The 21740-nt window shown below is 64.3% G+C and carries 23 protein-coding genes and 1 tRNA gene; 17 read left to right on the top strand and 7 right to left on the bottom strand.

All coding sequences use genetic code 11. From position 1 onward, the window contains the following. The first annotated feature begins 40 nt into the window (after nt 1-40). The gene (locus BCCGELA001_RS07110) at nt 41-439 is read left to right on the top strand and encodes a gamma-glutamylcyclotransferase family protein (protein WP_060734926.1); all 399 of its coding nucleotides are present in this window, start codon (nt 41-43) and stop codon (nt 437-439) included. A gap of 100 nt (nt 440-539) precedes the next feature. On the opposite strand, the gene BCCGELA001_RS07115 is transcribed toward BCCGELA001_RS07110, so the two are convergent. Continuing rightward, nucleotides 540-1103 carry a chlorite dismutase family protein gene (locus tag BCCGELA001_RS07115; RefSeq protein ID WP_060734927.1) on the bottom strand — a complete coding sequence of 188 codons (564 nt, stop codon included), beginning with the start codon at nt 1101-1103 and terminating at the stop codon, nt 540-542. 176 nt (nt 1104-1279) lie between these two features. Here BCCGELA001_RS07115 and dnaG point away from each other — a divergent pair, with 176 nt between their 5' ends. Together dnaG and rpoD are read left to right on the top strand one after the other, a co-directional pair. Next, the gene (dnaG, locus tag BCCGELA001_RS07120; protein WP_060734928.1) at nt 1280-3301 is read left to right on the top strand and encodes a DNA primase; all 2022 of its coding nucleotides are present in this window, start codon (nt 1280-1282) and stop codon (nt 3299-3301) included. A gap of 376 nt (nt 3302-3677) precedes the next feature. Further along, nucleotides 3678-5822: an RNA polymerase sigma factor RpoD gene (rpoD, locus tag BCCGELA001_RS07125; protein WP_060734929.1), complete on the top strand. Its 2145-nt coding sequence runs from the start codon at nt 3678-3680 to the stop codon at nt 5820-5822. A 156-nt stretch (nt 5823-5978) separates the two neighbouring features. On the opposite strand, the gene BCCGELA001_RS07130 is transcribed toward rpoD, so the two are convergent. After that, nucleotides 5979-6215, bottom strand: a complete 237-nt coding sequence (locus BCCGELA001_RS07130) for a hypothetical protein (protein ID WP_060734930.1) — start codon at nt 6213-6215, stop codon at nt 5979-5981. 453 nt (nt 6216-6668) lie between these two features. Here BCCGELA001_RS07130 and BCCGELA001_RS39250 point away from each other — a divergent pair, with 453 nt between their 5' ends. Together BCCGELA001_RS39250 and BCCGELA001_RS07135 are read left to right on the top strand one after the other, a co-directional pair. Further along, nucleotides 6669-6800, top strand: a complete 132-nt coding sequence (locus tag BCCGELA001_RS39250; RefSeq protein ID WP_257721945.1) for a hypothetical protein — start codon at nt 6669-6671, stop codon at nt 6798-6800. 62 nt (nt 6801-6862) lie between these two features. Continuing rightward, on the top strand, nt 6863-7669 hold the full coding sequence (locus BCCGELA001_RS07135) for a lytic murein transglycosylase (protein ID WP_060737529.1): 807 nt from the start codon (nt 6863-6865) through the stop codon (nt 7667-7669). 239 nt (nt 7670-7908) lie between these two features. Here the strand turns inward: BCCGELA001_RS07135 and BCCGELA001_RS07140 are convergent, their stop codons facing one another. Next, a complete protein-coding gene (locus BCCGELA001_RS07140; protein WP_060734931.1) occupies nt 7909-8739 on the bottom strand; it encodes an SDR family NAD(P)-dependent oxidoreductase in 831 nt (276 codons plus the stop codon). Between the two features lie 120 nt (nt 8740-8859). On the opposite strand from BCCGELA001_RS07140, the gene BCCGELA001_RS07145 reads away from it, so the two are divergent. From BCCGELA001_RS07145 to BCCGELA001_RS07160, 4 genes are all read left to right on the top strand, one after another. Next, on the top strand, nt 8860-9234 hold the full coding sequence (locus BCCGELA001_RS07145; RefSeq protein ID WP_060734932.1) for a response regulator: 375 nt from the start codon (nt 8860-8862) through the stop codon (nt 9232-9234). Between the two features lie 50 nt (nt 9235-9284). Beyond that, nucleotides 9285-9896, top strand: a complete 612-nt coding sequence (locus BCCGELA001_RS07150) for a LysE family translocator (protein WP_060734933.1) — start codon at nt 9285-9287, stop codon at nt 9894-9896. Nucleotides 9897-10611: 715 nt separating this feature from the next. Beyond that, on the top strand, nt 10612-11820 hold the full coding sequence (locus BCCGELA001_RS07155; RefSeq protein WP_060734934.1) for a GGDEF domain-containing protein: 1209 nt from the start codon (nt 10612-10614) through the stop codon (nt 11818-11820). Between the two features lie 36 nt (nt 11821-11856). Then, entirely contained in the window at nt 11857-12480 is a 624-nt protein-coding gene (locus tag BCCGELA001_RS07160; RefSeq protein WP_060737530.1) for a peptidoglycan recognition protein family protein, read from the top strand. A 108-nt stretch (nt 12481-12588) separates the two neighbouring features. Here the strand turns inward: BCCGELA001_RS07160 and BCCGELA001_RS07165 are convergent, their stop codons facing one another. The 3 genes from BCCGELA001_RS07165 to BCCGELA001_RS07175 form a co-directional block, all read right to left on the bottom strand. After that, a complete protein-coding gene (locus tag BCCGELA001_RS07165) occupies nt 12589-12930 on the bottom strand; it encodes a hypothetical protein (protein ID WP_060737531.1) in 342 nt (113 codons plus the stop codon). 199 nt (nt 12931-13129) lie between these two features. Continuing rightward, nucleotides 13130-14029 carry an RNA polymerase sigma factor RpoH gene (gene rpoH / locus BCCGELA001_RS07170; RefSeq protein ID WP_008544924.1) on the bottom strand — a complete coding sequence of 300 codons (900 nt, stop codon included), beginning with the start codon at nt 14027-14029 and terminating at the stop codon, nt 13130-13132. A gap of 217 nt (nt 14030-14246) precedes the next feature. Beyond that, nucleotides 14247-15254 carry an RluA family pseudouridine synthase gene (locus tag BCCGELA001_RS07175; RefSeq protein ID WP_060734935.1) on the bottom strand — a complete coding sequence of 336 codons (1008 nt, stop codon included), beginning with the start codon at nt 15252-15254 and terminating at the stop codon, nt 14247-14249. Between BCCGELA001_RS07175 and BCCGELA001_RS07180 the strand changes: the two genes are divergently transcribed. The 3 genes from BCCGELA001_RS07180 to BCCGELA001_RS07190 all read left to right on the top strand — a co-directional run bounded on the left by BCCGELA001_RS07180 (nt 15253) and on the right by BCCGELA001_RS07190 (nt 16498). After that, nucleotides 15253-15597, top strand: coding sequence for a hypothetical protein (locus BCCGELA001_RS07180; protein ID WP_060734936.1), 345 nt, complete (start codon nt 15253-15255; stop codon nt 15595-15597). The genes BCCGELA001_RS07175 and BCCGELA001_RS07180 overlap by 2 nt on opposite strands. Nucleotides 15598-15693: 96 nt before the next feature. Next, the gene (locus BCCGELA001_RS07185) at nt 15694-16284 is read left to right on the top strand and encodes a DUF2846 domain-containing protein (protein WP_008544928.1); all 591 of its coding nucleotides are present in this window, start codon (nt 15694-15696) and stop codon (nt 16282-16284) included. Between the two features lie 139 nt (nt 16285-16423). Beyond that, nucleotides 16424-16498 (top strand) — tRNA-Glu (locus BCCGELA001_RS07190). Between the two features lie 140 nt (nt 16499-16638). On the opposite strand, the gene BCCGELA001_RS07195 is transcribed toward BCCGELA001_RS07190, so the two are convergent. Next, the gene (locus tag BCCGELA001_RS07195; RefSeq protein WP_060737532.1) at nt 16639-17625 is read right to left on the bottom strand and encodes a GlxA family transcriptional regulator; all 987 of its coding nucleotides are present in this window, start codon (nt 17623-17625) and stop codon (nt 16639-16641) included. 70 nt (nt 17626-17695) lie between these two features. Here BCCGELA001_RS07195 and BCCGELA001_RS07200 point away from each other — a divergent pair, with 70 nt between their 5' ends. The 5 genes from BCCGELA001_RS07200 (at nt 17696) to BCCGELA001_RS38590 (ending at nt 21737) form a co-directional block, all read left to right on the top strand. After that, the gene (locus BCCGELA001_RS07200) at nt 17696-18454 is read left to right on the top strand and encodes a DJ-1/PfpI family protein (protein WP_236840825.1); all 759 of its coding nucleotides are present in this window, start codon (nt 17696-17698) and stop codon (nt 18452-18454) included. 55 nt (nt 18455-18509) lie between these two features. Further along, nucleotides 18510-19736 (top strand): ABC transporter substrate-binding protein, encoded by a 1227-nt coding sequence (locus BCCGELA001_RS07205; RefSeq protein ID WP_008544943.1) that lies wholly within the window; start codon nt 18510-18512, stop codon nt 19734-19736. 185 nt (nt 19737-19921) lie between these two features. Next, nucleotides 19922-20122, top strand: coding sequence for a nuclease-related domain-containing protein (locus BCCGELA001_RS38580; protein WP_008544945.1), 201 nt, complete (start codon nt 19922-19924; stop codon nt 20120-20122). A gap of 141 nt (nt 20123-20263) precedes the next feature. Next, complete coding sequence (locus BCCGELA001_RS38585) at nt 20264-20815, top strand: hypothetical protein (RefSeq protein ID WP_202815402.1); 552 nt, start codon at nt 20264-20266, stop codon at nt 20813-20815. Continuing rightward, complete coding sequence (locus BCCGELA001_RS38590; protein WP_442855175.1) at nt 20700-21737, top strand: DEAD/DEAH box helicase; 1038 nt, start codon at nt 20700-20702, stop codon at nt 21735-21737. The genes BCCGELA001_RS38585 and BCCGELA001_RS38590 overlap by 116 nt, the downstream gene beginning before the upstream one ends. Nucleotides 21738-21740 lie beyond the last annotated feature (3 nt).

The following is a 21740-nucleotide window of genomic DNA, read 5'->3' on the forward strand; positions in this document are numbered from 1 at the left end:
GAGTAACGGTATTGCGCCGTCGTCGCAACCTTGGAAGACCATGACCTCCGATCGTCTCTTCGTCTACGGCACCCTGATGCGCGGCTTCGATCATCCGATGGCGCGGCTGCTTGCCTCTCATGCGGATTTCCTGGGGGAAGCCAGCTGTCGCGGCAAGCTCGTGCTGGTGAAGCATTATCCGGGGCTGCTGCTGTCGGACGCGCCGTCCGATCTCGTTCATGGCGAGCTCTTCCACCTGCGCGCGGGCGACGAGCTCCTGCGCGAACTCGACATGTACGAAGCCTGCGGCGAGGGCTTTCCGGAGCCGACCGAATATCTGCGCCGGCTCATCGACGTGACGCTGGCGGACGGGACCGCTGGCAAGGCCTGGACCTACATCTACAATTGGCCCGTCACCGATCTACCGATCATCGAGTCCGGCCGTTTCCTGGAGCATTAGTTCTCGAGCATGATCTCCGCGCAAACGCGTTCCGCGTTTGTCGCGAGGGAAAATCGCTGCGCACTTGCGCTAACGCGGCCCTTTGGGTCCGGATCATGATCTAGGCAGATAGCACTTCCTTCACCACGCGCACGTCAACCTCGCGCTCGACGTAAGTCCACTCTTCGGTCTGCCTTAGCATCGCAACTAGCTCCTCGAACAGTGAGGCGTGAACCGGCGCGAATTCGAACCAGGTCAGGAAGTCGAAGGGACCGCCGAGGTCGCGGCAGTGGTAGAGTTGCCGCGCGATCGCGGGCAGATAGCGCAGGCTGCTCGCGATGTGGTGCGATCTGTCCTCGAAGATCTTGCGGCGCTCTTCCTGCGTCAGCTCCCACCAGGCCTGCGACTTGCGGATCGGGATCAACGCCGCGGAGGTTGCCTCGAGCCGGCCGAGGCCGGCCTGCACGGCAACGAGCTGCTCCTTCTCGGCGCGCTCGGTGTAGCGCAAGCTGCTCGCGACGCCGGCCAGCCGCCAGGCATTGCGCGAGGGCACGAGCGGCAACGAGACGGCCTCGCTGTCGGTCACCGACAGCGCCGGCACGAAGGGCAGGGGCTCACCCGTCACGGGCGAAAGCGACGTTACGCGCCAACCCCCGCTGTGGCCGCCTCGAAACGTCCTGAACATGCCGCCATGGAAGCGTGGAACCAAGCCGGGTTCAAGTAGCTCGTTATTCCGGCAGTGCAAATGGTGGCTGCGGCCTGTGAACAGCGCGCATAAGCCCGACAAACCTAGCCTTTGGCTCGGCCGTCCCTATATCCCTGATCCTTCGCCCGACTCAAACGCTCGGCTAAACTCACCCCATGCGCTTCACGCCCCAGTTCCTCGACGAGCTTCGCGCCCGGCTTTCGGTCTCCGAGGTCGTGGGCAAGCGCGTCAAGCTGAAGAAGGCGGGGCGGGAGTGGAAGGGGCTGTCGCCGTTCCAGCAGGAGAAGACGCCGTCCTTCTACGTCAACGACCAGAAGGGTTTTTACCACGACTTCTCCTCCGGCAAGCATGGCGACATCATCACCTTCGTGATGGAGACCGACGGCGTACCGTTCGCCGAGGCCGTGGAGCGGCTCGCCAACATGGCGGGCTTGCCGCTGCCGGCGGTGACGCCGGATGCCGCGCGACATGAGCAGCGCCGCCGCACCCTGCACGATGTCATGGATCTCGCCGCGAAGTTCTTCGCGGAGACGCTGGCCTCGCGGCTTGGCGCCAAAGCGCGCGGCTATCTCGCCGACCGTGCCATCTCGCCGGCGACGCAATTGCAGTTCCGTCTCGGCTATGCCCCGCCCGATCGCTTCGCGCTGAAGGAGCATCTCGGCAAGCTCGGCGTCTCCGTCGAGGACATGGTCGAGACCGGCCTGCTCATTGGCGGCGACGACATCCCCGTGCCCTATGATCGCTTCCGCGATCGCGTGATGTTTCCGATCACGGATTTGCGCGGCCGAATCATCGCATTCGGCGGGCGCGCGCTGGAGAAGGACGTTCCGGCGAAATATTTGAACTCGCCGGAGACGCCGCTCTTCCACAAGGGCGACAATCTCTACAACCACCAGACCGCGCGCGCCGCATCCCACAACGGTGCGCCGCTGATCGTGGTCGAAGGCTATGTCGACGTCATCGCCATGGTCACCGCGGGCTTTGCCGGCGCCGTTGCGCCGCTCGGCACCGCGCTCACAGAGAGCCAGCTCGCGCTGCTCTGGAAGATGGCGGATGAGCCGATCCTCTGCTTCGATGGCGACCGCGCCGGCCAGAAGGCGGCGTATCGCGCCGCCGACCTCGCGCTGCCGTTCCTTAGCCCCGGAAAGAGCCTGCGCTTCGCGCTGCTGCCGGAGGGGCAGGACCCCGACGATCTCGTCCGCTCCGGTGGACGCGGCGCGATTGAGGAGGTGATTGGAGCTGCACGTCCGCTCGCCGACATGATCTGGTCGCGCGAGCTCGAAGGCGGCAATTTCGCCACGCCCGAGCGCCGCGCCGCGCTGGAGGCCCGCATCAAGGAGCTGTCCAACGGCATCCGCGACGAGGTGGTGCGGCGCTATTATCGCGACGAGTTCATCGAGCGGCTGCAGCGCACCTTTGCCCCCGAAGGCGGGCGCGGCGGCTTTGGCGGCCGCGGCAATTTCCGCCAGGGTGGCGGCCGCTCCTTCCAGCCCCGTGGCGCGGGGGGCGCGAATCGATTCGGCGGCCAAAGTTTTGGCGGAGGATTTGGCGGAGGGCGTCGCGGCCCGCCCGGTTCCATCCCGCTGCCCTCCGGTCCCTATCAGGCCGCCAGCCCGCAGCTGGCGGCCAGCCCGATCATGCGGGGCCAGCGCAGCGCCATTTCCCGCCGGGAGGCCCTGATCCTGCAAAGCCTGATCAACCACCCCTGGCTGCTGCACGAGCACCTGGAAGAGGTTGCCGCCCTGGAGCTGGCCCACCCCGAGGCGCACAAGCTCCGGGCCGGCATCATCGCCGCCTTCGCCAACGACCATCATCACTCGCCGGACCCAGGCGAGCAGGCGGAGAAGATGCGCTCTGACCTCGAAAAGGGCGGATTTTCGCAAGTCCTTCAAAGGGTTGAGGGCGGCATCACGACCGCGGCGGTGTGGGGCGCCCGCGAAGGCGCGGCAAGGGACGACGTTCTCGCCACTTGGCATCAGCTGGTTGCCTTGCATCGGCAATGGCATTCACTACTTAGAGAGCTGAAAGACGCCGAGCTGGCCTTGGGGGAGGACCCCAGCGAGGCCAATTTGGCATGGCTGCGTGACGTCAAGGCTCGGATAGGCGAAGTCGACGGGACCGAGGCCCTCATCGAGGGTTTTGGCGAGCTGTCGGGCCGGCTCCAGAAGAGCGTGTGATGAAAGAATCATGCGGACGGCCGGGGCCGGAACCGCTAAAAGACTCGCCAAATCCTGGGTTTGGCGGCAAAAACAGGGTTAATCGAGGCTTAACGGTCTTGTAGCACTTTGGCCCAGAGGCGGCCGCAGGCAGAACAGACGCGTCAGGAATGAATCCGCGCAATCGCTGTTGGCACTACACCTGCATCCGCTGCGACAAAGAGGCTGACGAAGCGTTAGGCAATTCCGGCGAGAGAGAGTTGGGGGTGGCGAGAGACATGTGCGCCGCCCTTTCTGTGTCGAGAGCTGCCGAAGCGAGAGCGTCGAGCAACAGGTTCATGTGAATTCAGGCAGGCGCGGCGCGCGGTCTGCATTGAAGCGCGTTTAGGAGCAATGGATGGCCACCAAGGCAAAGACGCTGCAGGCGAAGGACAAGGAAAAAGACGACAAGGCAGCGGATGCGCCGGAGAAGGACTCCCAGGACGCACCGTCTCCCTTGCTCGACCTGTCCGACGCCGCAGTCAAGAAGATGATCAAGCAGGCCAAGAAGCGCGGCTTCGTGACCTTCGATCAGCTCAACGAAGTCTTGCCGTCGGACCAGACCTCGCCCGAACAGATCGAGGACATCATGTCGATGCTCTCGGACATGGGCATCAACGTCACCGAAGCCGACGATAGTGAAGGCGAGGAAGACAAGGACGAGGGCGAGGACGAGACCGACAACGAACTCGTCGAGGTCACCCAGAAGGCCGTCACCGAGGTCAAGAAGAGCGAGCCGGGCGAGCGCACCGACGATCCTGTGCGCATGTATCTACGCGAGATGGGCACGGTCGAGCTGCTCTCCCGCGAAGGCGAAATCGCCATCGCCAAGCGCATCGAGGCCGGCCGCGAGGCGATGATCGCAGGGCTCTGCGAAAGCCCGCTGACGTTCCAGGCCATCATCATCTGGCGCGACGAGCTCAACGAAGGCAAGATCTTCCTCCGCGACATCATCGATCTCGAAGCGACCTATGCCGGCCCCGACGCCAAGGGCGGCATGAACAATGCGATGATCGCAGGGCCCAACGGCGAAGGCGGCGAAGCACCGGCCGAGGGCGGCGAGGCCACGGCCTCCGCTGCTGCACCCGCGCATGTGGCCCCGCCCGCCGCGCCCCCGTCGCCGACCCCGTTCCGCGCTGCGCAGCCCGCTCCGGGCGCCCAGGGTGGCGAGGACAAGGATCCGGGCGAGGCCGCCGCCGAAGCCGACATGGACGAGGACGACGAGTTCGAGAACCAGATGTCGCTCGCGGCAATCGAGGCCGAGCTCAAGCCGAAGGTGGTGGAGATCTTCGACAAGATCGCCGACAGCTACAAGAAGCTGCGGAAGCTTCAGGAGCAGGACATCCAGAACCAGCTCCAGAACGAGTCGCTCTCGCCGCACCAGGAGCGCAAGTACAAGAAGCTGAAGGACGAGATCATCGTCGAGGTGAAGTCGCTGCGCCTCAACCAGGCGCGTATCGACAGCCTCGTCGAGCAGCTCTACGACATCAACAAGCGCCTCGTCTCGCATGAGGGTCGCCTGATGCGCCTTGCCGACAGCCACGGCGTCGCGCGCGAAGACTTCCTGCGCAACTACACCGGCTCAGAGCTCGATCCGCGCTGGCTCAACCGCGTCTCGAAACTCTCGGCCAAGGGCTGGAAGAACTTCGTCCATCACGAGAAGGACCGCATCAAGGACCTCCGCCACGAGGTGCATCAGCTCGCGGCGCTCACCGGCCTCGAGATCGTCGAGTTCCGCAAGATCGTGCACTCCGTGCAGAAGGGCGAGCGCGAGGCACGCCAGGCCAAGAAGGAGATGGTGGAAGCCAACCTCCGTCTCGTGATCTCGATCGCGAAGAAATACACCAACCGCGGCCTGCAATTCCTCGACCTGATCCAGGAAGGCAACATCGGCCTGATGAAAGCGGTCGACAAGTTCGAGTACCGCCGCGGCTACAAGTTCTCGACCTACGCGACCTGGTGGATCCGGCAGGCGATCACCCGCAGCATTGCGGACCAGGCCCGCACCATCCGCATCCCCGTGCACATGATCGAGACGATCAACAAGATCGTGCGCACGTCCCGTCAGATGCTCAACGAGATCGGCCGCGAGCCGACCCCGGAAGAGCTCGCCGAGAAGCTCGGCATGCCGCTGGAGAAAGTGCGAAAAGTCCTCAAGATCGCCAAGGAGCCGCTGTCGCTGGAGACGCCCGTCGGCGACGAAGAGGATTCACATCTCGGCGATTTCATCGAGGACAAGAACGCGATCCTTCCCATCGACGCCGCGATCCAGTCCAATTTGCGCGAGACCACCACGCGCGTGCTGGCGTCCCTGACGCCGCGCGAAGAACGCGTCCTGCGCATGCGCTTCGGCATCGGCATGAACACGGATCATACGCTGGAAGAAGTGGGGCAACAGTTCAGCGTGACGCGCGAGCGTATCCGTCAGATCGAAGCGAAGGCGCTGCGAAAGCTGAAGCATCCGTCGCGGTCGCGGAAGCTGCGGAGCTTCTTGGATAATTGATCGTAGGCTGCGATCCAAAGCAAAACGGCGGGCTTTTGCCCGCCGTTTTTTGTTCTGTTCGTCATTGCGAGCGCAGCGAAGCAATCCAGAGTCTATCCGCGGTGGGATTCCTGGATTGCTTCGCTGCGCTCGCAATGACGCGGAGAAATTGGAGGCCTACTTCTTCTTCGCCCCCACCCGCTCGATCCGCTTGATCTCCAGCGGCGGCCGACCGCTCTTCTCTGCGATCTCGCGGTCCTGCTCCATGATGAAGCCGCGGGCAGGGTCGTCGCCGTCGAGGCCGCCGAGCAGCTCGGCGGGGACGCGGCGGTTGGAGCGCTGGGAATCGTCCTCGTAGACGACGTTGAAGAAGGCGAATTCGCCTTTGGGGTTGGTTCCGGGTTTTTTGGCCATGGCGGCTTGTCGTCGATAGCAGCGCCGCAGTCAAATGACTTCGGCGGTTGTCGACATCAACGTCGCACCGGATCGGTGAATGGCCCGCAGCAGGACTGCAATCGTTCATCGCGGAAGCGGGGCGCCTGCTGCGGCCCTTGCCTCAATAAACGGCGGGCCGCGAAGCCCGCCGTTTATCTTGGTTTTCAGTGTCGCCCGGGGCTGGCGGGGCGACAACCTAGAATAGAATGCTATCGGCTGTGTGCTGCGATGGCAAGACCCATCGTGGTGGCGTTGATGTCGCAGCGTGCGTATCAGTTATGCGCCTGTCGCGGTGTCGCTTCGATGCTGCATCGAAGCAATTGCTTGGGCAGTCAAATCAGTCTGTTCAGATGGCTGCTCGCACAGCGCTACGCATTGTAGGAAAGCGCGCCTGCCTGCACATCTTTCCTCCTGCGTGCGGAAGTGCGCCGGTTGAGTTCCACTATCGGGCGCATGTCTCAACGCGTGCACCTGCGCGGCGTGAGCGGTGATGAGGAAGCCGAGAGCAGCAACACCAGCGCCACGCCGGATGAGCTGTCGGCGAAGATCGGCTTGCCGCTTTGACGCAAATCCGGTTCCCGGGCATGATCGATGCTTTCCGCGCCCGTTCTTCAGAGGATTCCCGCATGCTGAGACCGCTACTCGCCGCCGCCGTCGTCCTTTCTCTGGCCGGCGGGTCGGCGCAGGCCGCGCGCTGCGGCGGCGACTTCAACACTTTCGTCGCCACCATGACGCAGGAAGCACAGGCCGCCGGCGTCTCCGCGAGCGTGACCAGTGCGGCGCTCAGCGGCGTGACGCCTGACCCTGCGGTGCTCGCCTTCGACCGCCGCCAGCGCTACACCTTCAACAAGACCTTCGAGCAATACGTCTCCACCCGCGTCGGGCCCGGCCGCATCAATGGCGGGCGCGCGCTGCTGCAGCGCCATGCCGCGCTGCTCTCGCGCGTCGAGCAGAAGTTCGGCGTGCCGCGCTATATCCTGGTCGCGATCTGGGGGCTGGAGAGCGATTTCGGCAAGGGCGACATCGGCAAGATGCCGGTGGTGCGCACCCTTGCGACGCTCGCGCATGATTGCCGCCGCACCGACCTGTTCCAGGGCGAGCTGCTCGCGGCGCTCAAGATCGTGCAGCGTGGTGACCTGCCGCTGCGCGACCTCGTCGGCGCGTTCGCCGGCGAGATCGGCCAGACCCAGTTCCTGCCGTCGTCCTACATCAAATACGGCGTCGACTTCGACGGCGACGGCCATGTCGATCTCCGCCACAGCATCCCCGACGTGCTCGCCTCGACCGCGAACCTGCTCCACGTCAGCGGCTTTAGGATGGGCCAGCCCTACGGCGAAGGCACGCCGAATTTCGAAGCCATGCGCGAGTGGAACAGGGCGGTGGTGTATCGGAAGACGATCGGCTATTTCGCCGATCGGCTGATGGGGCAGTGAAGACACTGCTGACAGACAGAGCCCTCGCGCTGCATATTCGGTGTCATCGCCCGGCTCGACCGGGCGATCCAGTACCCGGGACAGCAGTGATTGAGCCGAGAAGCCGCGGCGTACTGGATTCCCCGCCTTCGCGGGGAATGACAGCCTGTAGGATGGGTAGAGCGCAGCGAAACCCATCGCCCTCCTTGCGGAAACCCGATGGGTTTCGCTTTCGCTCTACCCATCCTACGAACTGACACTCATTTCCCCTTCGCCATCCTCTCCAGCTTCCGTTGCAGCGGCGCCCAATACGTTCCCGGGCGGAAGCGCTGCAGGAGGTCCATGAAGCGGGCGTCGTTGCCGATCAGGATGCGCGGCTCGTTCTTCTCGATGCCCCGGATGATGCGCAGCGCGGCGTTCTTCGGCGTGGTCTTCGCGGCGTTCTCGAACCGCTCGATCGATTGCGCGCGGCGGGCATTGTCGGTGACGCCGATTCCGGTCCGCGAATTGCGCGCGATCGCGGTGGCGACGCCGCCGGGGTGCACCACCGACAGCCTCACCGGACTGCCCGTGACGCTGAGCTCGTGCCGCACGCTCTCGGAAAAGCCGCGCACCGCGAACTTGGCCGCCGCATAGGCCGATTGCCCCGGCGGCGCGATGATGCCGAAGATCGAGGAGAGGTTGACGATGTGCGCCTCGGGTCTCGTCTTCAGATGCGGCAGGAAGGCGCGCGTGCCGTGCACCACGCCCCAGAAATTGATGTCGAACAGCCAGTCCATCTGCGCCTGGTCGATCTCCTCGAACGCGCCGAGCAGCGCCACGCCGGCATTGTTGACGACGATGCCGAGCGCGGGATGTGTAGTGGTCGCCTCGCTCGCGAATTGCGCGATGTCCTCGGGCTCGCCGACATCGACGCGATGCAGGCTGATCTTGCGCCCCGTTCCGATCTCGGCTGCCAGCGCTTTCAATCCGCCCTCGTCGCGATCGGCCAGCGCGAGATCGCAGCCGTGCTGCGCGAGCTCGATGGCGAGCGCGCGGCCGATGCCGCTGGCCGCTCCCGTGATGGCGGCGGCGCCCCGAATCGCAGTCATGTTTCCCCCGTCAAGTCGCGTCATGCGGAACTTCGATTTACATTTTTTCATATTGGAACCGAACCGCAAGCGGATTGGCTCCTTAACATTCGTTACGCAAGCAAGCATTGGGAGCCGCCGATGGGACAAGCACAACCATTTCGTGCAACAGCGCTGATTGTCGAAGATGACGTCATGCAGCGGGAGATGCTCAGTCTTCTGCTTGAAGAGAGCGGCTATCAGGTGATCCAGTGCGAAAGCGCCGAGGCGGCCGAACGCGTCCTCGACAAGAACGCCGGCGCGCTCTGCCTGATGATGACCGACGTCCAACTCGCCGGCCGCATGAACGGCGTCGAGCTCGCGCACGTCGCCAAGGATCGCAACCCCAAGCTCGACGTCGTCGTCACCTCGGGCCGTCCGTTAAAGCAGCCCTTGCCCGACGGCGCGAAGTTCTGGGCCAAGCCCTGGGCGCCGCTCGACGTGCTCCGCGAGGCCGAGATCGCGCAGCTGTCCTGACGACTGTCCGGCCGCTTTTGCGAAGCGAGGGGCGGTGATAAGGTCGGCCCATGACCTGGTCCTTCCTGCTCACCTCGCTCATCGTCGTCGCTTCGCCCGGCACCGGCGTGCTCTACACGCTGGCCGCCGCGCTCACCCGCGGCTCGCGTGCCAGTATCGCGGCGGCGTTCGGCTGCACGCTGGGGATCGTGCCGCACATGATCGCGGCGATGCTCGGTCTTGCCGCCGTGCTCCACACCAGCGCGCTCGCCTTCGCCGCCTTGAAATGGTGCGGCGTGGCGTATCTGCTCTACATGTCCTGGCAGGCGCTGCGCGAGACCGGCGCGCTCGCAGTCGAGGGCAAGATCGCGGAGCGGTCGAATGGCCGCGTCATCGCGACGGGCTTCCTGATCAACATCCTCAATCCCAAACTGTCGATCTTCTTCCTCGCCTTCCTGCCGCAATTCATCGCGCTGGATGAGGCCCATGTGCTGGCGCGGATGCTGGAATTGAGCGGCGCCTTCATGGCGATGACCTTTGCGGTGTTCGTCGTCTATGGCCTCTGTGCCGCCGCAGTGCGCGAGCGCGTCATCTCCCGTCCCGCCGTCATGGCCTGGCTGCGCAGAAGTTTCGCCGCCGGCTTCGCCGCCCTCGGCGCCAAGCTCGCGTTTGCGGAGCGGTAGGTCTCTTCAACCCTTGGAAAGGTCGTCATGCCCCGGGCTTGTCCCGGGCATCCACGTTCTTCGAGCTGCGCGATAAGTCGTGGATGGCCGGGACAAGCCCGGCCATGACGCTGTCGGACCATCTACACTTCCAACACGCACCCAATAAAAAAGCGGGCCTGCGCCCGCCATCTTCCGCTCGATCCTGCCCGACGCCCGGGCGGAGCGAAACTCCACCCGGGCAAAGAGAAAGAAGCCTCGTTACTTCTTCTTCGCCGCCTTCTTGGCCTTCTTCGCCTTCTTCTTCGCCGCCTTCTTCGCTTTCTTAGCCATAGTATCCTCTTCAGGTTTAATGGTGGAACGCGACACGAGGGATGCTCGGCGGAGGGCCAGCCTCGCAACATCCTCGACGACAAACTCAGCAGATTCGGAGGCGCCTGCCCCGCGTCGTCACATCCGTGTCATCGTGTTATCCACAGCTCAGATGCATTTTCGGGTGATTTTTGGCCGCGAATCCGCATCGCCGTCGGGGACGCCTTCGCCGGCAACAGGCTTAACGATCCGACAATTGCCGCGCGTCGTTCAGGAATCCAAAACCAAAGGCGCAGTTTCGCAAGTCGCAGTGAGACTCCATTAAGCGCAACCCGCGCATTGTCCCGGCAAGAAAACGGGGATGGGTCATGGACGGACGGCTGCCAGGGACGGGGGGCGGGACGCTGCGCGTGCTGCACGCGCCATGCTGAACGTACCGACATTGTGGACGGTCTTCGTCGTCAACTTCCTGGCGCTCGGCGTGATCTGGGCCTACGTGACGCGCTCCTATCCAAAATTCGCGGCCGCGCGGTTCTGGATGGCCTCGTCCTTCGTCGGTGCAGCCGGCGCGATGACGGCTCTTGTCCGCCTGTTCGTTGCGTCTCCTCTTCCGCTTCTGCTTGGCGCCGGCGGCGTTATTGCCGCGAGCTGCCTCGCTGCCATGGGCATTCAGCGCTTCTATGACCGCCCGGTCTCCTGGCGCCTCATGATCGCGACGGGGTGCTTGAGTCTTACCGGCGTCGTGGTGTTCATGGTCGGCTTCGACCACATGCAGCTACGCATGCTCAGCTACACGTTCGGTCAGGCCCTGCCGCTGGTCCTGGCGCTGTGTCTGCTGTTGTCGCCGGAAGGCCGCGTCAGTCCGGGTGCCCGGCTGTCCGGCATCGTCATCCTCAGCATCCTCGCGATCCTGCTCGCGCGCACGGTAGGCAATCTGCTCGGCCACGATCTCTCGGCGCGCGCCGGTGGCCAGGCGCATGCCGTCATGGTGCTGGGCCTGCTATTCCTGTCGATGACGCTCAATTTCGGCTTCCTGCTGATGGCGATGGACAGCTTGCGCAATGAGGTCGCCGACCTCGCGCTGCTCGACGATCTCACCGGCGTCGCCAACCGGCGGCATCTGCTCCAGCGCCTGACTGAGGAATGCGCTCGCTCGGAGCGCAGCGGCGAGCCCTTCTCGCTGCTGGTGATCGATCTCGACGGCTTCAAGACCATCAACGACACCCACGGCCACGCCGCGGGCGATGCCTGCCTCAAGCACTTCACCCTGATGGCCCAGACGCGCTTGAGGCCGGGCGACATGCTCGCCCGCACCGGCGGCGACGAGTTCTGCATCGTGCTACCGTCGTCGTCGCTGCGCGAAGCTGCCGCGATCGCCCGCCGCGTGCTCGACGTGTGCCGCCAGGATGCCGCGACCTGTACCGGCGGCGACATTCCGATCGCAATCTCGATCGGCGTCGCGCAGTGGGATCGCGACATCGGTCAATTTCCGGACCGCCTGATCGCGCATGCCGACCACGCGCTCTACGCCGCCAAGAAGAACGGCAAGAACGACTTTGCCGTCTACGATCCGGCGCCGCCGCTCTCGCCCGCGCCGATCGGTCCCGGCGAGCCCGCGCGCCATTTCGCATAGAGCTGTGCTACGTCAGGGGCCGTGACTCACCTCGCCATGATATCTCGCCTGCTCGCGGCCATTCTCGCCGCACTGTTTCTGGTCGCTCCCGCCATGGCCGAGGACGCTGAGCTGGCAAAGCTCGCGCGCGCCTCCGGCACGCCCGATATTCCCGGCCTGAAGATGGTGTGGCTGGCGCCTTGGGGCGAGGTCGCCAGCGCAAGGCCCTGGCGCAACATCATCGTGCACCAGACCGAGGGGCCGGCCGGCTCGGCGCGCGGCGGCGCACAGGCGCAGGCGAAGAACCCGGCCCGGCGTGGCGTCACGGTCTGGGTCGAGACCGACGGCACGGTCTATTGGGCGGTGGCGGAGAACCTGGTGCCGACCCATGGCGACGGTGCCAACCGCAACGACAGCAAGTATATCGACAACCGATCGACCTATCGCCAGGTCGTGGGCGACAATTCGATCGGCGTCGAGTTCGCCGGCAATTTTCCCGACGTCGCGGCCGGTCCGACCGACGCGCAGGTCGCCGCCTGGAAGATCCTCGTCAAGGTGCTGCGCGCGCGCTACGGCATCCCGCTCGACCGCGTCTACGCGCACAATTGGATCGACTACAAGGACGCCCGCTATTGCGAAGGCTGCTGGCTCGCGACGCTGGCGCGGGTTTGGGGGGAGTAGGTTGCGTCATTCCGGGGCGCGCCTCTTGGCGCGAACCCGGAATCAACTCGTCCACCAACTCTGCGATCCCATGGATTCCGGGCTCGCGCTACGTGCGCCCCGGAATGACTAAACCGGCTGCGCCATCCAGCCGAACAATCGCCGCATCAATCCCGGCCGTTGCGGCAATTCCGGCGGCTCATCTGCTGCCAGCACGCGTTTGAAGAAGTACTCCAGGAACACCATGTCGTTCGGCTCGGTGACGGTGAATGTCTCCTCGCCAAAGAACACGCTGTAACTATAGAAGAACGGGCCCATCAGCGGGATCGTTGCCGTGCCCGCATAATCCTTCGAGATCACGAACTCCGACGGCTCGAGCCCGTGCTCGCGCATCGCCTGCTCGACCAGCGGCAGCTTGCGCATGAACTGGGCGGAAAAGCCGCCGACGGTGGATTGCAGGATGATCGACACGGTGTTCGTCCCATCGATGCTTGTCGGTTCGATCATCTTGGGTCGGTCGGCCGGCAATGTCGGTTCAAGGCGGGCAAGCTCGCTTGCGCCATGAGCGCTGCGAGCAAACGTGGCGCGCCACCACAAACAAAAAAGCCGGCGTTGCCGCCGGCTTTTGTCTCTCTTCGATCCGCCAATTCCTGGCGCCGTCACGCCCCGCTTAATGCGCGGCTTCCAGCGCAGCTTGTTCCTGCCTTGCGATCGTGCCCTTGACCGCGGACTGCACCTTCTCGAAGGCGCGGACCTCGATCTGGCGGACGCGCTCGCGCGACACGCCGAACTCGGCGGCAAGGTCTTCCAATGTCATCGGCTCATCGGCGAGGCGGCGGGCCTCGAAGATGCGGCGTTCGCGCGGGTTGAGCACGCCCATGGCGCCGTTCAGCGCGTCACGGCGGTGATCATACTCCTCATGCTCCGCCATCATGGCTTCCTGGTTGGGCGTATTGTCGACCAGCCAGTCCTGCCATTCGCCGGCTTCGCCGTCGTCACGGATCGGCGCGTTGAGCGAGGCATCACCGCCGAGGCGGCGGTTCATGTCGATCACGTCCTGCGCCGTGACGCCAAGGCGCTTGGCAATGGTCGCGACCTGGTCGGGGCGGAGATCGCCTTCGTCCAGCGCGTTGATCTTGCTCTTCGCCTTGCGCAGGTTGAAGAACAGCTTCTTCTGGTTCGCGGTGGTGCCCATCTTCACGAGCGACCAGGAACGCAGGATGTACTCTTGAATCGACGCCTTGATCCACCACATCGCGTAGGTGGCGAGACGGAACCCCTTCTCGGGTTCGAATCGCTTCACCGCCTGCATCAGGCCGACATTGCCTTCCGAGACGACCTCGGAGATCGGCAGGCCGTAGCCGCGATAACCCATGGCGATTTTGGCCACGAGGCGGAGATGGCTGGTGACGAGTTGGTGCGCCGCGTCGCGATCGTCATGCTCGCGCCAACGCTTGGCGAGCATGTACTCCTGCTGGGGCTCCAGCATCGGAAACTTGCGAATCTCGGCGAGGTAGCGAGAAAGGCCGGATTCTCCATTGAGGACCGGCAAAGCAGCGGTACGGGCCATAGTGCGCCCTCCAAAAGGTTCAGGCCCCCGATAGCGGCGGGCCAGGCAGACGACCGCTGTGTCAAAGCCGGCCGGGCTGCGATGTTCCGCGTTGGTGATTTCAACGCAGGCGCAATATACCCCATGGGGGGTCGAAAAGGGAAGGATTGCTGACGTCACGTCCCCGTGTGGCAGCTATAACTTTTTGTAATGTAACGCTTTTCTTAAGGCCGCTGCGTCATTGCGCCGCTTTCAGGCAGTTTTGGAGGAGAAGCAAATCCTCCGGCAGAGGGGCTTCCCAGTGGAGTAGTTCTCCCGTCCTCGGGTGCTTCAATACCAGCAGGTAAGCATGTAAGGCCTGCCGCCCCAGCGCCGCCAAAGCTGCCTGCGATTGGGGGCCGAGCTGGTTCGCCTTGGTCTTGAAATGCGGGCCATAGACGGCGTCGCCCATCAGGGGATGGCCGATATGGGCGAGGTGGACGCGGATCTGGTGGGTGCGCCCGGTTTCGAGCTCGCAGGCGAGCAGGGCGGCGACGCCCTTGCCGTCGGGGCCCGCGAAACTCTCCAGGATCTCCCAGTGGGTCACGGCCTCGCGGCCGCCCTGGCGCACCGCCATCTTCTCCCGCGCATGGGGATGGCGGTCGATCGGCGCGTCGACCGTGCCGCGATGGCGGTGCGGCACGCCCCAGGCAAAGGCCATGTAGCCGCGCCGCATCTCACCGGTGCGGCCGTGGTCGGCGAACTGGGCGGACAGCGAGGCGTGGGCGAGGTCGTTCTTGGCGACCACCATCAGCCCGGTCGTGTCCTTGTCGAGCCGGTGCACGATGCCGGGCCGGCGCACCCCGCCGATACCCGAGAGCGAAGCGCCGCAATGGGCGATCAGCGCGTTCACCAGCGTGCCCGTTTCGTGACCGGCCGCGGGGTGCACCACCAGGCCCTTCGGCTTGTTGATGACGATGATGTCGTCGTCCTCGAACACGATGTCGAGGGCGATATCCTCGCCTTGCGGTTCCGCGGGCGAGGCCTCCGGCACGTCGATTGTGATCGTATCGCCGGATGCGACGTGATAAGCGGGGTCGCGGACCGCGGAGGCCCTCAGGCTTACCGCACCCGCCAGGATCAGGGCTTTCAGCCGCGATCGCGAGAGGTCGGTGAGGTGCGCCGCCAGCACGCGGTCGAGCCGGGCCGAGCCCTCGTCGCCGCCGACCACGACCTCCAACCGTTGCGCTGACCCAGAGCTTTCCATGACGACGTCTGATACCGCTGTTCCCGAACCGACCCCCGAGCAGGCCGCGCTGTTCGCGCGGGTACGGCGGATGATGCTGATCGCGGGGTTGACCACGGCGCTGGCATTTTGCGCCGTGCTGATCGCGGTGGGCTACCGCCTTTTCAAGTCGGAGGGAAGGGCAGTTGAATCCGCGACCGACGTCACCGCCACCTTGCCCAAGGGCGCCAAAATCGTCGCGACCGGGGTCGCCGGCGACCGCCTCGTGATCACGCTCGATCTCGGCGGCGTCACCGAGATCCGCACCTTCGACGCCCATACGTTGAAGCCAGTCGGAAAGCTGAAATTCGCCAATGAGCCGTGAGGCGGCGCGATCTGGGGATCGTGCCCGGTCCACATTGTCTTGCCGCGCAACTTCTGATTTAGCTCTTGCAGGGAAAGTTGGGGCCGGGACCGAGGAATGGGGCGCATCAAGTCACTCGTTGTTGCGATGACATTCGTCGTCGCATCGCTCGGCTGTGCTGGATTTGCGGCGCTTGCAGAGCCGGCCAAGCAGCCGGCACCTCCCGCCAAACAGGCTGGGCTCGCAGCTCCGGCCAAGCAAACCGCAGCAAAAGCCAAGCCGACGGGTTCGCGGAACGCCCGGCTCTATTTCCTGCGCGAGAAGGGCATTTTGGGCCCGATCGGCGGGCTCGCCGCCTCCATCGAGATTCTGATAGATGGCAAGTCCGCCGGAAAGGTCGACATGGGGACGTTCTTCGTCGTCGACCGGCCGCCGGGCGTCACCAAGATCGCCACCCGCATGAAGCTGTCGATGGCGGATTACGAGATCGAAGTCCCGATCGAGGCCGGCAAGACCTACTACTTCGGCGTCGGCACCCGGCGTGGCGGCGCCCCCGTGCAGGACCTGCTTAATCAGGCGGTCGCGGGCAGCAGCGGCGAGCAGATCGGCTCGTCATCGCCCTTCAAGGCCTCTTTCGCCGGCGCGGGTCTGTTCCGGTTTGAGCCTGCCGCTGGCGCCGCCGCGATCGAGAAACTGAAGACGCCGTGAGTGCTGCTGGCGGTTTGCGAGGCGCCTGACAAGGCCGTCGCGCATTAAGCCTCAACCGCACTCATCGTGATATTCGGCACTTTCGCACCCGATCGAGGCTTGCCGCCATCCAAATTCGCGGCTATGTCCTCTCCCTCACGCTCCCTTCGTCTAGCGGTTAGGACGCGGCCCTCTCAAGGCTGAAACAGGGGTTCGATTCCCCTAGGGAGCGCCAACAACCACTCATTTGCGAACCCGGGCCGCCTCGGCTGGCCAAGACTTTTTTTGCCGACCGGATTGCCTGTCGCGGCAAGACCGTGTCGCTTGAGTATGCGACCGGCTGATCGCGCAAAGGTCAGGCCAATCGACCTTCCTTCATTGCCTCTGCCCTTGATAGAACCGGACCCGGTAATCATGCGGCAGCACGTTGAGGCGGCGGCGGAACGCGCGGCGCAGATGCTCCTCGCTCTGAAAGCCTGAGCGCGCGGCGATCTCCTTGATGGGAGAAGCGGATTCTTCCAGCGCGCGGCGGGCGGCCTCGACGCGAAGCTCTTCCACCGCCTTGCCGGGCGTGCGGCCGGTCTTCTGGCGAAACACCCGCGCGAAGGTGCGGGGGCTCATGCCGGCTCGCTCAGCCAGCTTCTCGACACGCAGGTCGCCGCCGAGATTGTCTTGCATCCAGTTCGATATCTTCTCGAATGCCCGGTCATCAGAGGCCTGTAGAGACAACGGCACGCTGAATTGCGCTTGCCCGCCGGGCCGCTTCAGGAACACGACCAGGCGGCGCGCGATGCGCATGGCCTCGCGATGCCCGAGGTCGTCCTCCAGCAGCGTGAGCGCGAGATCGATGCCCGCTGTGACGCCTGCCGATGTCCAGATGCCGCGGTCATGCACGAAGACCGGATCGACCTGCACCGAAACGTCCGGGTATTTTTCGCGCAGCAGGTCGCAGGAGCCCCAATGGGTGACCGCGCGCCGCCCGCGCAGCAGGCCGGCTGCGGCCAGGACGAACGTGCCGGTGCAGACCGAGCAGACGCGTCTGGCCTTCGGCGCGGCGAGCCGAAACCAGTCGATCAGGGCCGCCTCCGCGGCCGCACGATGAACGCCGGGGCCGCCGCCGACGATGAGGGTGTCAATATTGCGGAGGTCGCAATCGGCGAGCGCCGACGTCATTACTTCAAGGCCGGACGAGGTTTTGACCGGTCCGCCCTTCAAGGAGCAGGTCTGCCAGACATAGGGAGCACGTCCCGTCTGCGATGTTTCGCAGGCCAGCTCGAAAGCCTGCAGCGGCCCGGCGAAGTCGAGCAACAGACACTGGTCGAACAGGACGAAGACCACACGGCGGGCGGCCGAACGGGCCATTGGCTGCGCCTTTGTCATGGGAAAGGCTCGACACAAAAGTCTTGGCAGGAATTGCGCGTATTATGACATTTTGGCAAACGGCCTCTGCTGTCAACATCGTTTCATAAAACGGTGGAGGCGCGGCATGTCCGGCAAGCGGATCGAGATCGGAATTCTGTACTATCCGGGGATGACCCAGCTGGATGTCACCGGGCCGTTCGAAGTGTTTGCCCGTCTGCCGAACGTTCGCATGCATCTCTTGTGGAAGCGCATCGAGCCCGTCGTCAGCGACGTCGGCCTGCCGTTGCTGCCGACGACGACCTTCGCCGATTGCCCGGAGCTTGACGTATTCTGTATCGGCGGCGGCCCTGGGCAGGTCGCCACCATGGACGATGACGAGGTGATCGCATTCGTTCGCGACAAGGGTGGATCGGCGCGCTACATCACGTCGGTTTGCGCCGGCTGCCTGATCCTCGGGGCCGCAGGCTTGATCGACGGATACAGATCAGCCTGCCATTGGTTGATGAGCGACCAGCTTGCCGCCTTTGGCGCCATCGCCGTCGACGAACGCGTCGTAGTCGACCGCAACCGCATTTCCGGCGGCGGTGTCACCGCCGGTATCGATTTCGGTTTTCAGGTCGCCGCTGAACTGTGCGGCGAAGAGGTTGCGAAAAAGCTCCAGCTGATGCTGGAATACCAGCCGCAGCCGCCGTTCGATATCACCGTGCAGAATGCGCCGCGTGAGCTGATTTCCGGCATGCGCCGCGAAGCCGAGCCTTGGTTGCAAAAGCGCGCAGCCGCGGTGCAGAAGGCGGTCTTGAAACTCAAGGCAAAAGCGACGGCAGCTTAAGCTCGTTCGCGACAGGGAGGAAAGCCACAAGCGCCATCATTGGAAAGGTGTTCGCATGATCTGGCACGGCCGCATCGCTAGCCTTCTCGTCGCCGGGACTTTCATCGCAACTTTTCCGGCCGCTCGCGCCGCCGAACTCTCGGGAGGCGTGGTCCGGATCGGCATCATCAACGATCAGGCCGGGCCGCTGTCCGACCTGTCGGGATCGGGCTCCGTCACGGCGGCCAGGATGGCGGCGGAAGACTTTCAGAAACTGGTGCCGTCGATCAAGGTCGAGATTCTGACCGCAGACCACCAGAACAAGCCCGATATCGGCGTCGGCATCGTCCGCAAATGGTTTGACGTCGACGGCGTCGATATGGTCGCCGACGTGTCGAATTCGGCCGTGGGACTGGCGATCCAGTCGCTCGCGCGCGACAAGAACAAGATTGCGGTCTATTCGGCGGTGGCGACCACCGAACTGACCGGCAAGCAATGCTCGCGAACCGGCCTGGCCTGGCTGCACGATTCCTACAATCTGGTGTCGGGACCGATCCGCACCCTGGTCAGCCAGGGCTACGACACCTGGTTCTTCATCGCGGCCGATTACGCGTTCGGCAAGAACATGGTGTCGGAGTCGCAGCGCGTGCTGGCGGCGGCGGGCGGCAAGTCGCTCGGGGCGGTGTATCACCCGATCGGCAACGCGGACTACAGCTCGTTCATCCTGCAGGCGAAGGCGTCCGGCGCGAAGGCGATCGCCTTCGCCAATGCCGGCGACCAGCTGGTCAACCTGATGAAGCAGTGGAACGAGTTCGGCATGAACACGGGCAGCCAGAAGCCCGTGGCCGAACTCATGTTCGACACCGACGTCCATGCCATGGGCGCGAAAATCGCCAAGGGCCTGACCACCCTGACGGCATGGTACTGGGCGCTAAATGACGAGAGCAGGGCATTCGGCCAGCGCTTCTTCAAGCTTCGCAACGCCATGCCCACGGCGCCGCAAGCCGCGGTCTATTCCGGTGTCAGCCACTATCTGAAGGCAGTCGCTGCCGTGGGCACGGATGCGACGGATTCGGTGCTGGAGCAGATGCGCTCGACGCCCGTCGACGATTTCTACGCACGCGGCGCGAGGTTGCGCGAGGACGGCAAGCTCGTGCACGACTTCTACCTTGTGCAGGTGAAGGATCCGTCCGAGGTCAAGGCTCCCTGGGAATACTATAACGTGCTCGAGAAGGTCCCAAGCGGCGACGTCTACTCCTCGTTGACTGAGAGCGAATGCCCACTGGTCAAGCGGGTCAATTGAGAAGCTCGGCGCGCCAAACGGCTGATTGCCCCTACAGGAGAGTTCGCAGTTTTGTTCTGAGCGGCGCGCCCAAATCCTAAGCCATTGAAAAGTTGCGCCCTCTGGGCGACCATGGGAGCCGTGAGAGACCGCTCGGTTGGACGAATGGCCACGAGGCGGTCCGCGGAGGCGCTCGCGGTCCTGACATGGCAATCCTGATCCCTAGTCTGGGTTTCGCACGCTTCGACAGCCGCGGGGAGCTGCGGCTCGCAGAACGGCTCAAGGACTTCCTCGAAGAGAACGCCGTCGTCTGGCACAACCTTCCTGTCGGCCCTCTCAACCGGCATCCGGATTTCATCATCGTTCATCCCGCGAATGGCCTGCTCGTGCTCGAGGTGAAGGACTAGCGCCTGGACACGATCGTTGCGGCGGACAAGACGAAAGTCGAGCTGCTCACCAATCGTGGAGTCGTACGGGAGAGCAATCCGCTCGAGCAGGCTCGCAAGTATACGTTCGACGTCGTCCGCACGCTGGAGCGCGACGGGCAATTGCTGTTTCCGCCGGGCCATCGCTACATGGGCCGGGCCATCGTTCCGTTCGGTTTCGGCGCCGTCTTCACCAACATCACGCGCAAGCAGTTCGACCAGACCAATCTCAAGGAGGTGTTCTCGGAGCATCTCTGTCTGTTCAAGGACGAAATGACGGAGGGCGCGGATCCCGAGGAATTCCGGTCCAGATTGTGGCGCATGGTTCATCCGCGTTTCGGGGAGCCGCTCTCCATGCCGCAGTTCGACCGGCTGCGCGCACTGCTCTTTCCCGAGATCCGCATCCGACAGATTGCCCTGCCGCTGGACGACGCGACTGGCGATCCATCCGACCGCACGCTTGCGGTCATGGATATGCATCAGGAGCAGTTCGCGCGCAGTCTGGGCGAGGGGCATCGCATCTTTTCGCGGCGTCGCCGGATCGGGCAAGACCCTGATCCTGGCCTTTCGCGCCGAATATCTGGCACGTGCGGCGGCAAAGCCGGTGCTCATCGTGTGTTACGCCAACGGCATCGCCGGGCGGCTCGAGGATGCCATGCAGAGCAGGGGCGTTGAGAACCGCGTTCAGGTTCTCACCTTCCATTCCTGGTGTTACCGGATGCTGCGGACCTACGGGATTCCCACCCCGTCGGAGCGGGACTATCCGGACTATGCAGCGCGGCTGGCTGCGAGCGTGTCGGAGGTCGTGAAGGCGGTAGACCAAGGCCATATCCCGATGGAGCAGTACGACGCCATCCTCATCGACGAGGCGCACGACTTCGAGCCGCAATGGCTCGCGCTTGCGGCCAAGATGGTGAACCCGCGCACGAAGGCGCTGATGGTCGTCTACGACGACATCCAGGCCATCTACAGGGGACGCGAGCGTCCGGTGTGGAGTCAGCTCGGGATCGAGGCGAAGGGCCGAACGACCGTGTTGAAGGTCAACTACCGCAACACGTCGCAGATCGTGGCCTTTGCCCGCCGCTTCGCCGCAGACGTCATCGGCGCTCCCGGCGTCACCGCCGACGATGAGCACGCCATCCTGTTGCCCGAAGATGCTGGACGGCAGGGACTGGAGCCGGCCGTGCAGCGCTGCGTGAGCGTGGACGCAGAAGCTCACTGCGTCGCCGAATGGTTTCTCGACCGGAAAAAGGCCGGTTATGAGTGGTCGCAGATGGCGTGTCTCTATCCCGAGCATTGGATCGGCGGTCGGGTCGCGCAAATCCTTGCCAGGCACAACGTGCCGATCGACATGGCCAAGGACAATCGCAACAGGATTTCAGTCAAGCGCGTGGCCGTGCGGTTCTTGAGCATGCACACCGCGAAAGGGCTGGAGTTTCCTTGCGTCGCCATTGCCGGCTTGGGCTTGCTCGGCCGTCACGGTGAGACCGTCGAGGAATGTGTCCGGCTCACCTATGTCGGCGTAACGCGGGCGACGCACGAAGCGCTCCTGACCTATTCGAGCGAGTCGGCCCTGGTGCAGCGTCTGATCGCTTGACGA

Origin of the sequence: Bradyrhizobium sp. CCGE-LA001 (assembly GCF_000296215.2) — a bacterium.
GTDB lineage: Bacteria > Pseudomonadota > Alphaproteobacteria > Rhizobiales > Xanthobacteraceae > Bradyrhizobium.